Origin of the sequence: Zhouia amylolytica AD3 (assembly GCF_000511935.2) — a bacterium.
In the GTDB taxonomy this organism is placed as follows: domain Bacteria; phylum Bacteroidota; class Bacteroidia; order Flavobacteriales; family Flavobacteriaceae; genus Zhouia; species Zhouia amylolytica.
On the sequence record NZ_AYXY01000020.1, the window covers coordinates 153,491 to 165,799 of the forward strand.

Consider the following 12,309-nt stretch of genomic DNA (forward strand, 5'->3'; position numbering starts at 1 on the left):
AGTTTACGTGCTTTCGGGAATTACTTCCCTTTTTTTTGGTTAGGACAAAATATCCTTGACCCACAATATTATATTGATTAATAGCAAGCTAAAGATACTAAAACATCTTCCACAACTCCTACTAACCAGGTTCTAAATCGACAAAGCCATTAAAAAAACAGATAAAAACATATCTAATTAATTAGTCTTACACTATTTAGTAAACAACATTTCTCTATATTTTGTCAATGGCCAAAGATCATCATCAACCATCAATTCCAATTTATCACAATGATACCTAATCGTATCAAAGAACGGCAATACTTTTTCACAGTATGCATCTGCCTTAATCTGTGATTTCTCTAATTTATTTGCCTTTTTACGCTCCTCTATCATCGCGCTAACACTGGAGTTAATTTCAGCTATATGATACGATATATGCTCTATTAAATCCATTTGCTCTGAAGCTAACTTTTTATACTCCTTACTAAAGATATCTTTTAAACCTCTTACGTTATCAATTAAGGTATTTTGATATCGGATTGCAATTGGGATAACATGATTTCTTGCAATATCTCCCAGTACCCTACTTTCTATCTGTACTTTAAGGGTATACTCTTCGAGTTCTATTTCATGTCGAGCTTCACATTCAATTTTATTCATCACACTCATTTCCTCAAAAAGCTCAATGGTCTTTTTACTCACCATCGCCTTTAAAGCTTCAGGGGTCTTCCTATTATTGCTCAATCCTCTTTTACCCGCTTCTTTCTCCCAGACAAGACTATATCCATCTCCTTCGAACCTGATTTTCTTAGAGGCTTTAATATACTCTCGTAATACATTGAAGATAGCCTCATCCTTTTTCAGGCTTTTCTTTGCTACAAGTGCATCTACTTCTTTTTTAAATTCCATTAATTGCTTGGCAACAATCGTATTCAGCACCGTCATGGGGTTTGCACAATTTGCCTTTGACCCTACAGCTCTGAACTCAAATTTATTACCTGTAAAAGCAAATGGAGAAGTTCTATTCCTATCTGTATTGTCAAGCAGAACATCCGGAATCTTACCTACAACGTTAAGCTTGAGATCTGTTTTTTCCTGTGGAGATAATTTACCTTTAGAAACATCTTCCAGCTCATCAAGCACTTTGGTTAATTGGGCTCCAATAAACACTGAAATTATTGCCGGCGGAGCTTCATTCGCCCCCAATCTATGATCGTTGGTAGCCGAAGCTATTGACGCTCGCAGCAACTCCTCATGCTCATTAACTGCTTTTATGGTATTAATAAAAAAGGTAAGGAACTGCAAATTTTTCATTGGAGTAGATCCGGGCGCCAACAAATTCACTCCTGTGTTCGTAGACAAAGACCAGTTATTATGTTTTCCCGAACCATTTATTCCTGCAAATGGTTTTTCATGAAATAACACCTTTAAGTTATGCTTATCTGCCGTCTTATCCATAACATCCATCAATAATGTATTATGATCAACAGCTAAATTGGCTTCCTCAAAAATTGGGGCTAATTCAAATTGATTCGGCGCAACTTCATTGTGCCTTGTCTTTACAGGAATTCCAAGCTTCAAACACTCCATTTCCAATTCGCGCATATAACTCATCACCCTACTTGGAATGGAACCGAAATAGTGATCATCCAATTGCTGTCCTTTAGCCGGTGAATGCCCTAAAAGAGTCCTCCCTGAAAGAACTATATCCGGTCTGGAATAGGCAAGCGCTTTATCGATCAGGAAATATTCCTGCTCCCAACCTAAAGTAGCATTAACCTTCGTTACATTTTTATCAAAATATTTAGCAACGCTGGTTGCTGCTTGATCAACAGCCTGCAAAGCCCTTAGCAGAGGTGCTTTATAATCGAGAGCCTCTCCTGTATAAGAAACAAACACGGTAGGGATACACAACGTCGTTCCATATATAAAAGCAGGAGATGTTGGATCCCAGGCAGTATACCCCCTTGCTTCGAATGTATTCCTTATTCCACCACTTGGAAAACTAGACGCATCGGGTTCTTGCTGAACCAACTGTCCTCCCCCGAACTTTTCAATCGCTTGTCCATCACTTTGAGTTTCAAAAAAAGCGTCATGCTTTTCTGCTGTAGTTCCAGTTAATGGTTGAAACCAGTGCGTATAATGCGTCGCTCCTTTACTGGATGCCCATGCCTTCATACCTGAAGCTACCTGATCAGCTATTTTACGATCTATTTTCTTTCCATGGACGATGGCATCCATTACAGAGGTAAAAGCCTCTTTGGTCATAAATTGACGCATCGACATTTCGTTAAAAACATTCACCTGAAACAAATCTGAACGTTTTCCCTGTTCGGCAACTTCAAGAGGTTTTCTGTTAAAGGTCTCTTTGATCGCCTCTAATCTGATGTTTGACATATTATATAAGTTTTGTATTTCTATTAAAACATTCTCCAATAAGACAAATGTAAGTTACAATTTTTCAAGCATTTAAAATGGGCATTATTAAAAAATATTCAATATGAAGCCTCAAAAATACCAATAATCTCAATACACCCCCTTCTAAAATGGGGTAATAATAAAAATTACATGAAAATTAAAAATACACCCCCTAATTTTAATGCGTATATTGTTCTATAACTTATATTTGCATCGTATTTAGTGTTCAATTTTTAAACCGCCAAAATATGAGTAAAGCAAAACTCGAATACATTTGGTTGGATGGTTACTATCCAACTCAAAACATGAGAAGTAAAACGAAGATTGAAGAAGATTTTAGTGGAAAACTAGAAGACTGCCCGATATGGTCTTTCGACGGTTCTTCTACCAAACAAGCTGAAGGTGGAGATTCAGACTGTCTTTTAAAGCCTGTTGCTATCTATCCAGATCCAGCGAGAAAGAACGGATACCTTGTTATGGCTGAAGTTCTAAATGCAGATGGAACACCACACGAGACGAACGGCAGAGCTCAGATTGACGATGAAAATGATGACTTCTGGTTCGGATTTGAACAAGAATATTTTATCATGGACACCAAAACAGAGCTTCCTTTAGGATTCCCTGTTGGTGGATACCCTGGACCTCAAGGTCTTTACTATTGTTCTGTTGGAGGGAAAAACACCCACGGAAGAGACATCGTAGAAGAGCATGCTGATCTTTGTATCGAGGCTGGACTTAACTTCGAAGGTATCAACCAGGAAGTAGCTTGTGGACAATGGGAATTCCAAATTTTTGCAAAAGGTGCAAAAAATGCGGGTGACCAAATCTGGGTTGCACGATATTTATTAGACAGACTAGCTGAACAATATCAATACTATATTGAATACCATCCAAAACCAGTTAAAGGTGATTGGAATGGTTCAGGTATGCACGCCAATTTCTCAAACACGCTTCTTAGAACATGTGGTTCTAAAGAAATCTACGATAAAGTTTGTGAAGCATTCCGTCCTGTTACTAAAGAACACATTGAGGTTTACGGTGAATTCAACGACGAACGTCTTACAGGTCTTCACGAAACAGCTTCAATCAATGACTTTAGCTACGGTGTTTCAGATAGAGGTGCTTCAATAAGAATCCCTATTATCACTGTAGAGAAAGGATACAAAGGATGGTTAGAAGACAGACGTCCTGCATCAAATGCAGATCCTTACAAAGTAGCTGGAAGAATCATTGAAACTGTAAAGAATGTTGAAGTAGAAGTTGCTACTGCATAATTACTACGTTTTAAGCTATTATAATAAAAAAAGAGCCGGTTAAATAACCGGCTCTTTTTTTATATTCACACAAAATAATACTAAGACGTCAACCCCTTTTTCAAAATTTCGCCAAACGTAAACATATCTTCAAAAGAACAATAAAAAGGCACAGGAGCTAACCGAATCACATTGGGTTCTCTCCAGTCTACAATTACTCCATTTTTCATAAGGTAATCAAATATCTCACGTCCCTTTCCGTGTAAAAACACTGAGAGTTGGCATCCGCGATCTTCCGGTGTAATAATTTCAAACGAGGCATCCACATTCTTGTCGACCTCCTTTAAAATAAACTCGAGATAAGAAGTTAACAATTTACTTTTTTCTACCAGGGCATCCATCCCAACCTCATCAAACATTTTCAGCGAGGCCAAATACGGTGCAAAAGACAATATTGAAGCATTACTAAGGTGCCAGGCTTCTGCATTTGGCATAGGATCGAACTCCGGCTCCATAAGAAATCTACGGTCTTTATTATGACCCCACCAACCTTCAAATCGCGGTATATCTTTCTTCCCTAAATGTCTTTGGTTAACAAAAATCCCAGATGCATTTCCAGGTCCGGAATTCATATATTTATAACTACACCAAGCTGCAAAGTCTACATTCCAATCATGAAGTTCTAATTTAATATTACCTGCTGCATGGGCAAGATCAAAACCAACAATTGCTCCTGCCTTGTGCCCTGCCTGGGTAATGGCTTTCATATTAAAAACCTGTCCGTTGTAATAATTCACACCACCAATCAACACCAATGCCAATTCATCACCGACGTCCTCAATCTTAGCTAAAACATCTTCTTCGCGCCAAAAATTCTCTCCCGGACGCTTCTTTATCTCCACTATAGCTTCTTTTGGGTCGTACCCATGAAAACGCACCTGGCTCGCCAACATATACTGATCTGAAGGAAACGCTTTTTCTTCGCATATAATTTTAAACCTGGCAGCACTGGGATTATAGAAAGAAACCATAAGCAAGTGAAGATTCACGGTTAACGTATTCATCACTGTGACCTCATCTGTTTTTGCCCCTACCACCCTGGCTAAAGGAGCTGCTAATCTTTCATGGTAGTCCCACCATGGTTTTTCAGCATAAAAGTGCCCTTCCACAGCCAGTTCTGCCCAATCCTGCATCACTTCATCAACATACTTTTTAGCATTTTTTGGCTGTAACCCAAGAGAATTTCCTGTAAAGTAAATAACATCATTCCCATTCACTTTGGGAAAAATGAATTCATTACGATATTTCAATAGTTCATCCTGACGATCCAGGCTCGCGGCATATGCTCTGGTATTTTCAAATTGCATCCTTATCCTTTTTTAATTCAAAAATAAACAATCAAAATTAAGTACATTTGTAAAAAACCATTAAGATGCATTTTATCTCGCCAGAACTTGAAAACTATATTGCAAATCACTCTGAGGATGAACCTAAATTACTTCAGGAGTTAGATCGTGAGACCCACTTAAAAGTACTACAACCCAGAATGCTTAGTGGACATTTTCAAGGTAGAGTACTCAGCATCTTATCAAAATTAATTAACCCCAAGTGCATACTGGAAATTGGGACCTATACCGGGTATTCGGCAATTTGTCTGGCGGAAGGCCTTAAAAAAGACGGTACACTCCACACCATTGACATTAATGAAGAACTACAAGAGCTGCAACGCACCTACTTTGACAAAAGTGGTTTTGGGGATCGAATTGTTCAGCACTTAGGAAATGCCCTAGATCTTATTCCCGGGATTGATTCAAATTTCGATTTAGTCTTTATCGATGCCGACAAGGAGAATTATTCTCATTATTTTGATCTGATTATTGAAAAAATGAATCCCGGAGGCATCATTTTATCAGACAATGTTCTTTGGAGTGGTAAGGTACTGAAAGAAGCCAAGCCTAACGACAAAAGCACTATTGCTTTAAAAGCCTATAATAAAAAACTCAAAGAAGATAAGCGAGTGGAGACTGTATTACTGCCTATCAGAGATGGGTTAACCTTATGTCGGGTTATTTAACAGGCTATTCCTTTTTAAAATTTTGTAGGCAGAACCCCCTAAAAGAACTCCTACTATACTTCCCACCAAAATATCAGAAGGGTAATGAACTCCAACATATATCCTGCTATAACTAAAAAGCAGTGGCCATAGGTATAGCAACACATACCACTTACTCTTTCTACAAAGCAACATCACGAAAAAGGTGGTAAGGCTAAATGAATTTGCAGCGTGCCCGGAAAAAAAGCTGTTATTGACAGGAAATTGCAAGATTCTAATCACTTCTTCAAGTCCAGCATTATTAGGTCTTATTCGTCCAACGATCATCCTAACTGATTCTGTAATCAGTATGGTAACGCCAAGCAAGAAGACTGCATACATAGCTATTCTTTTGCCCAAACTCTTGCCAAAGGTTTTTACCAGGATCAAAGCTAAAATTATGTAGAAGGGAATCCAGAAATAAATCTGGGTTATTGAGATCCAAAAATAATCATACTTTTCGGCCCCCAGACTATTAAGAAAAATAAAAAAACTGGTATCTATATCCTTGATATCATTAAACATAAACCTACATGCGACGCTTAATAGAACCTGTCACATCATCAATGTCTTTTTTAATATCGTCTATTTCTTTGGTTATATTACCTGTAATTTCATCGGAATTTATACCTTGTTTTTCGGCACTTCTTTGTATTTCCGCTTTTACATCATTCGTTGCATCCTTAAGTTGACGCATACCTTTCCCTAACCCTCTGGCAATTTCCGGTATCTTATCTGCACCAAAAACCATTACCACTATAAAGAGGATAAATACAATTTCGGTTCCGCTTATAAAAAGAAACATCATAATTCTTTCTTATTCTTTGCAAATATATAGAACATTATGCGTGTTACCACAAATGAAATGTTATAATTTAACAGTCTTTAAAAATTAAAAAACGATCAAAGCCTGAAAGCAATTTGATCGTTTCTTAATATGAACTTTTTTATAGTTTTTAAACCAGTGATTCTCGTGACATAGCCTCAGGCTTTTCCACACCTATTAATTTCAACACGGTTGGCGCAATATCTCCAAGTATTCCATCTTTAATGGTCTTTATATCCTTATCCACTAATATCACAGGTACTGGATTTGTAGTGTGCGCTGTATTAGGTGTTCCATCAGGATTTATCATAGTATCGCAATTACCATGATCTGCAATGACAATGGAGGTATATCCATTCTCGTTGGCTGCTGTAATAACATCTTTAGCACATTCGTCTACAACCTCACATGCCTTAACAGCTGCCTCCATAACACCCGTATGCCCAACCATATCAGGGTTTGCAAAGTTCAAACAAACAAAATCAACCTCACCCTTTTCCAATTCGGGAACTATAGCATCACGTATATCATAGGCACTCATTTCAGGTTGCATATCATAGGTAGCAACCTTAGGAGAAGGGCACAAAATACGTTTCTCTCCTGTAAAAGGTTCTTCACGTCCGCCATTAAAGAAGAAGGTAACATGAGGATACTTTTCGGTTTCGGCAATCCTGATCTGTTTCTTCCCTGCTTTTGAGAGTACTTCTCCCAACGTGTGGGTAATATTTTCTTTATCATAAACAACGTGAACCCCTTTGAAGGTTTCATCATAATTTGTCATGGTCACATAGTACAAATTCAATTTATGCATGTTTTGCTCATGAAAATCCTGCTGAGTCAAAGCCTGGGTTAACTGTCGTCCTCTATCGGTTCTAAAATTAAACATCATCACCACATCCCCATCTTTTATTTTTGCAACAGGCTGATCATTATCGCCCTGAATAACAATAGGCTTTATAAACTCATCCGTAACCCCAGCATCATAACTTTCCTGTATAGCTTTTAAGACATCATGCGATGGCTCACCTTCACCATTCACTAAAAGGTCGTAGGCTAATTTAACACGCTCCCATCTTTGATCACGGTCCATCGCATAATACCTCCCAACGACAGATGCCAGTTTTGCATTGGTTCTTTCACAATAGCTTTGCACATCTGCTATAAACCCTTTTCCGCTTTTAGGATCTACATCCCGACCATCAGTAAAGGCATGAACGAAAACTTTGTTTAAATTATAGTCCTTAGTGGCATCAAGTAATCCTTTCAAATGATTGATATGAGAATGCACACCTCCATCACTTACTAAACCTATAAAGTGAACATCCTTATCATTTTCTTTAGCATATTCAAAGGCTTTTTTCAACTCAGTTTCCTGAGCCAGTGTATGCTCCTTAACTGCAAGGTTAATTTTAGCCAAATCCTGATAAACAATTCTCCCTGCTCCAAGATTCATGTGCCCTACTTCACTATTCCCCATCTGCCCCTCCGGCAATCCTACATTTAATCCATCTGTTAATAGATTTGCATCCGGATAATTGGTATACAAAGAATCTATAAAAGGCGTTTTGGCATTTTCGATGGCTGAAATTTTAGGATCTGGTGATTTCCCCCAACCATCTAATATCATTAATAAAACTTTCTTGTTCATATGTAATTCTGATTATATTTTTCAAAGATACTATTCTGTACTAAAAATAAGAAGGGATTAATGTGTATCATAACTTATCTCGGGAAGAAGTTATATTCCTAACAATGAATACCTGCCTTCATCACTTCCTTAAATTTATCTTAAGTAGGTTAAACAAATGTTAAAGCAACATAAAAAGTGAAACACCCTACCGAATTGGTCGTCTTTTCTATATAACCTATAAAATTTCAACAATTAAAAATTCATCAATTATGAAAAAGTTAGCCTTAGTAACCGCATTATTATTTATTGGAGTAAGCATTTCGAATGCTAAAACTACAAAATTAGAACCAACCGCTGAAAAAACTCAGTTAACCGTCAAACCAAATGTAGGTCCGTTTTGCATGGCCATTGTTAAGGGTGATGTGGAAACCGTAAAAAAATTAATTGAGTTAGGAGCTGATGTTAATCAAAAATCTTCCAATGGAATGACTCCAGCTATGTTTGCCGCCAGGTACAACAGATGTGAAATCTTACAACTATTAATCGCCAAGGGTGCGGACTTAAAAGTTAAGGATTCAAAATTTGGAAGAACAGCCTTAAAATACGCTGAATTATCTAAAGCTACCAAAGCGCATAAAATCATTAAAGAGGCACTTAGAGCATAAAAAATAAGCTCATTTGCATAATTTGAATTAGTCAGAAAAATCCCGTTTCACGGGATTTTTCATTTCTATACTTTAGCAACTATCTGATATTATAATTAAAACCCAGAGATAGGTTGTTATATCCTTGAAATGTATAATCAATATTTATACTAAACCTCCCAAAGCTTGCTTTCCCTCCTATATTTGCTCTTAAACCCGACACATTATTCCCAATAACAAATGGATCGCTGAAAGTTCTGGTCTGTTGCTGTGTCTCAATCACATAAGTTCCTTTCATGGCAACATCGGAGGTACCGGTAATATACCCCACCCCTCCATAGGCATTATACTTAGGGTATTTTGTTGAAACTATCATTTCAAACAACCATGAATCATAATCAAAATCAATATGCTGTCCAGTTCCGGAAACAAAACCTCCTGTTTGAAATTCATAATCAGCATTTATAGCTGTATAGGCCACGATACCTGAAACTGCAAACATTGATTCTTTTATGGGTTCTATCCAGTTTGAAATCTGATGTTGTATTGCGGCCCCATGCATTCCTAACTCTGAATTATCAATATTGAGTTTAGGAAAATACCTCAGCTTTATTTCGGTACCATATGGAATACCCATCCTAAACTGCAGGAAAGCAGACGGCAAAAGATTTATATCAGCTAAGCCAGTAATACCCGTTGGAACATCAAACTCAAAACGCTCATCATCTAAAATAGCAGCTAACCTCACTGAAGACTTGGTATCGCCAATAATTGTAGGAATATCCACTGATTCTCCGCCCCCTACAATTTCAAGATTATCAAACCTACTTACATCGAGTCTATATATTTTTTTTTCACTTGGAACAAAGGAACCATTGGTTACAAGGGCTATATCCATACCCCACTTGTCTAAAACCCGGGCATCGTTATACCACCCACCGGTTATAGCGTAAATTAATCCTTCATCTGCCGGCTCTGTATATTTTGACATTAAATCCTGTGCTGCATCAACACCCAAAAGCAGATAATCTTTAACCGTTATATTTTGAGCATAGGACACCTGAAGAAAAACAAACAAAATTAAAATTGGTATTAATCTTTTCATTACGACCCTATATCAGAAATATTAATAAAATATTAGAAATTCTTCAAACCTCAAGGTAAGAGATTACGGGGTAGTATCCTTATTTTAATAAAGTTACAAAAAGATTATTACAATAATTCAGGATTTATATCTAAAATATTATTGTCTATGTAGCTATTGATAAAAGAATCTGTAAAAGCCTTTGCCCCTAATAGCTTATATTCCAGCAGCTGCTCTTTTATAGCTAACTCTCTATATTGTTTGAGGTAGCTAATAGACAAGGGAGCATAGCTGTAATGCCATGGTTCATAATTAAATCCCTTTCTTTGAGAATCATTTGTATACACTAAATAATAACCAAATTTGTGTGCATTTTTATCCATCCATTGTTTAAGCTTTGCATAAGGCCCTCCATTTTCGTAATTATCTTGTATCAAAACGTCACCTTTAACCTTTTTTGTTCCATCAATAATATCAATATCCGTTCCCCAATGATGTCTTGAAGTACCTGGAATCGTAGAATACTCAACAATTTTTGATACAGCTTGGGAAGGAGACAATCCATTTGCAGTAAATCTTTTAAACTTTCGCTCCCAGATTTTTCGTTGACTCTCATAGCTACGATAACTGGATGCTATGGTTATCACAATACCTTCCCTGGCAGCCGCTTCCTGCATCTGAACAAAACACTCATAAGCTTCCTTTCTAAGGTTTATTCCTTTACCATACAGCTCTGGATCTCCTTTACCAAGAAGTTCTTCCACTGAAATAGCTTTATTTTGTGCCTGAACATTAATGCTCGTAATTATCATTAACAGCAATAGTCGTTGTATCATAGTTGTTTTTTCATTTTATAATGTGCTCCAATTTTGGGTATATTAAACTTTTCACCAAACTTTTCATACCCTAATTTCATATAAAAGTTTAAAGCTACCTGCCGGGCATTCATCCATACAGAAGTCCCTCCTTTTTTTCTAACCTCTTCTTCTGCATGACACACAAGCTCTTCACCAATTCCTTTTTTCCGATAGTCATCCAATACTGCCATTCCTCTTAGCTGAAAAACGTTTTCAGTCTTCTCTGCTGATTTCATCATAGTAACCACTCCTACTAGGTTTTTATTGTAAAAAGCACCTAAATGAAATGTTGATTTTAAATCATCCCCCTCAAACACACATGTCTCCAAAGGCCTTCCCGGTCTTAAAACAGGATGACGAACCTGAAAGGTTTCTTGCGCTGATATAAACTCAATCAGCAAGTCTGGATTTTTTTTAACATACAGATACACGGGCACGTCATTATATTCGAATTCTTTGATCTTGGTAAAGCCACACTTTTCCATAACTTTTTGCGAACTCGTATTAAGCTTATGGGCATGGGCATAGATTTTTGAAAGTTTTATACTCGAAAAACCATATGAAATCACAGATTTGGTGGCCTCTGTAGCAAAACCTTGTCCCCAAAACTTTTTATTAAACCGAAACCCTACTTCTACCCTGGCCAGGTCCGGATAATATGTTAGTCCGCACCAACCCAAAAAAGATTCATCTCTTTTTCTAATCACAGCCCACCTTCCAAAACCATATTTTTTATAACTCCCGGATAGTTGAGTGATTTCATGCCCGGCTTCTTTTAATGTTTTAATTTTATCGCCAGTAAAACGCACAACATCCTCGTCTTTATGTAACTCAAATATATGTCGTGCATCTTCCGTATTAAATTCACGAAGATAAATTCTTTCGGTTTCAGTTATATATTTCATTGGCAACAGATCAATTCAACTTATCACTGGCACTAAATTAATGTAAAAATCAACTGGAATTCGAAAATATAAAGCTATCTAAAGGAAAAATTAATCTATTCTTTTATTTTATGATCTAAAAGATGGTGATTGACATTTTACATTCCGAAACGTGGTTTATTCCTCATAATTAACAACTTATAAAATCACCTGTTTGAATCGGTCCTTTTCCAGCGAATCGCACTCAAGCAAAACATCATTTTTTTTAAAGAAATTCTATTTTTTACTTGCAAGTAATTTGAATCTTTATTTATATTTGCCGGGCAATTGCGGGAGTAGCTCAGTTGGTAGAGCGTCAGCCTTCCAAGCTGAATGTCGCGAGTTCGAACCTCGTCTCCCGCTCTACAAAGTCAACCTTATCCAGGTTGACTTTTTTTATTGCATGAATTCAAACTTCATCAAGTGTTCTAAGCGTCCGTAAAGGGCCTGCTCAATTCAATAAACTTCAAGCGCAGAAGGAAAAGGGGTTCATGCCCGATTGTTGTGTTTATGATGGATTCCCCAACAGGTGCGGAATGACAAAGAAAAAACAGGGGTTAATTTGAGTCCGCTTTTGAATGGATTCCGTAGTAAATGCGG

General features: G+C 37.2%; 11 protein-coding genes and 1 tRNA gene. 4 read left to right on the plus strand and 8 right to left on the minus strand.

The annotated features are described in order from the left end of the window. Nucleotides 1-192: 192 nt before the first annotated feature. On the minus strand, nt 193-2,379 hold the full coding sequence (locus P278_RS09680; RefSeq protein ID WP_038265895.1) for a glutamine synthetase III family protein: 2,187 nt from the start codon (nt 2,377-2,379) through the stop codon (nt 193-195). A 269-nt stretch (nt 2,380-2,648) separates the two neighbouring features. Here P278_RS09680 and P278_RS09685 point away from each other — a divergent pair, with 269 nt between their 5' ends. Further along, nucleotides 2,649-3,674: a glutamine synthetase beta-grasp domain-containing protein gene (locus tag P278_RS09685; protein WP_038265900.1), complete on the plus strand. Its 1,026-nt coding sequence runs from the start codon at nt 2,649-2,651 to the stop codon at nt 3,672-3,674. 80 nt (nt 3,675-3,754) lie between these two features. Here the strand turns inward: P278_RS09685 and kynU are convergent, their stop codons facing one another. After that, a complete protein-coding gene (kynU, locus tag P278_RS09690; RefSeq protein ID WP_038265903.1) occupies nt 3,755-5,020 on the minus strand; it encodes a kynureninase in 1,266 nt (421 codons plus the stop codon). Between the two features lie 65 nt (nt 5,021-5,085). Between kynU and P278_RS09695 the strand changes: the two genes are divergently transcribed. Continuing rightward, entirely contained in the window at nt 5,086-5,727 is a 642-nt protein-coding gene (locus P278_RS09695; RefSeq protein ID WP_038265905.1) for an O-methyltransferase, read from the plus strand. On the opposite strand, the gene P278_RS09700 is transcribed toward P278_RS09695, so the two are convergent. The 3 genes from P278_RS09700 to gpmI all read right to left on the minus strand — a co-directional run bounded on the left by P278_RS09700 (nt 5,710) and on the right by gpmI (nt 8,219). Further along, nucleotides 5,710-6,105, minus strand: a complete 396-nt coding sequence (locus P278_RS09700; RefSeq protein WP_235444274.1) for a phosphatase PAP2 family protein — start codon at nt 6,103-6,105, stop codon at nt 5,710-5,712. The two genes, P278_RS09695 and P278_RS09700, sit on opposite strands and share 18 nt — an antisense overlap. A 169-nt stretch (nt 6,106-6,274) precedes the next feature. After that, a complete protein-coding gene (locus tag P278_RS09705) occupies nt 6,275-6,553 on the minus strand; it encodes a Sec-independent protein translocase subunit TatA/TatB (protein ID WP_038265910.1) in 279 nt (92 codons plus the stop codon). A gap of 148 nt (nt 6,554-6,701) precedes the next feature. Continuing rightward, nucleotides 6,702-8,219 carry a 2,3-bisphosphoglycerate-independent phosphoglycerate mutase gene (gene gpmI / locus P278_RS09710; protein WP_038265913.1) on the minus strand — a complete coding sequence of 506 codons (1,518 nt, stop codon included), beginning with the start codon at nt 8,217-8,219 and terminating at the stop codon, nt 6,702-6,704. Nucleotides 8,220-8,470: 251 nt separating this feature from the next. Between gpmI and P278_RS09715 the strand changes: the two genes are divergently transcribed. After that, the gene (locus tag P278_RS09715; protein ID WP_038265917.1) at nt 8,471-8,866 is read left to right on the plus strand and encodes an ankyrin repeat domain-containing protein; all 396 of its coding nucleotides are present in this window, start codon (nt 8,471-8,473) and stop codon (nt 8,864-8,866) included. A gap of 79 nt (nt 8,867-8,945) precedes the next feature. Here the strand turns inward: P278_RS09715 and P278_RS09720 are convergent, their stop codons facing one another. The 3 genes from P278_RS09720 to P278_RS16860 all read right to left on the minus strand — a co-directional run bounded on the left by P278_RS09720 (nt 8,946) and on the right by P278_RS16860 (nt 11,691). Next, entirely contained in the window at nt 8,946-9,950 is a 1,005-nt protein-coding gene (locus P278_RS09720) for a DUF6588 family protein (protein ID WP_038265919.1), read from the minus strand. Nucleotides 9,951-10,057: 107 nt separating this feature from the next. Continuing rightward, nucleotides 10,058-10,765 (minus strand): M15 family metallopeptidase, encoded by a 708-nt coding sequence (locus P278_RS09725; protein ID WP_038265921.1) that lies wholly within the window; start codon nt 10,763-10,765, stop codon nt 10,058-10,060. Then, nucleotides 10,762-11,691: a GNAT family N-acetyltransferase gene (locus P278_RS16860; protein WP_161808357.1), complete on the minus strand. Its 930-nt coding sequence runs from the start codon at nt 11,689-11,691 to the stop codon at nt 10,762-10,764. Before P278_RS16860 ends, P278_RS09725 begins: the two co-directional genes overlap by 4 nt. A gap of 308 nt (nt 11,692-11,999) precedes the next feature. Here P278_RS16860 and P278_RS09735 point away from each other — a divergent pair. Further along, a tRNA-Gly gene (locus P278_RS09735) sits at nt 12,000-12,072 on the plus strand. Nucleotides 12,073-12,309: the final 237 nt, after the last annotated feature.

Bases quoted from the DNA above. Each gene is read 5' to 3' on its own strand.
- P278_RS09680 (WP_038265895.1), bottom strand. From the start codon at position 2,379: ATGTCAAACATCAGATTAGAGGCGATCAAAGAGACCTTTAACAGAAAA.
- P278_RS09685 (WP_038265900.1), top strand. From the start codon at position 2,649: ATGAGTAAAGCAAAACTCGAATACATTTGGTTGGATGGTTACTATCCA.
- kynU (WP_038265903.1), bottom strand. From the start codon at position 5,020: ATGCAATTTGAAAATACCAGAGCATATGCCGCGAGCCTGGATCGTCAG.
- P278_RS09695 (WP_038265905.1), top strand. From the start codon at position 5,086: ATGCATTTTATCTCGCCAGAACTTGAAAACTATATTGCAAATCACTCT.
- P278_RS09705 (WP_038265910.1), bottom strand. From the start codon at position 6,553: ATGATGTTTCTTTTTATAAGCGGAACCGAAATTGTATTTATCCTCTTT.
- gpmI (WP_038265913.1), bottom strand. From the start codon at position 8,219: ATGAACAAGAAAGTTTTATTAATGATATTAGATGGTTGGGGGAAATCA.
- P278_RS09715 (WP_038265917.1), top strand. From the start codon at position 8,471: ATGAAAAAGTTAGCCTTAGTAACCGCATTATTATTTATTGGAGTAAGC.
- P278_RS09720 (WP_038265919.1), bottom strand. From the start codon at position 9,950: ATGAAAAGATTAATACCAATTTTAATTTTGTTTGTTTTTCTTCAGGTG.
- P278_RS09725 (WP_038265921.1), bottom strand. From the start codon at position 10,765: ATGATACAACGACTATTGCTGTTAATGATAATTACGAGCATTAATGTT.
- P278_RS16860 (WP_161808357.1), bottom strand. From the start codon at position 11,691: ATGAAATATATAACTGAAACCGAAAGAATTTATCTTCGTGAATTTAAT.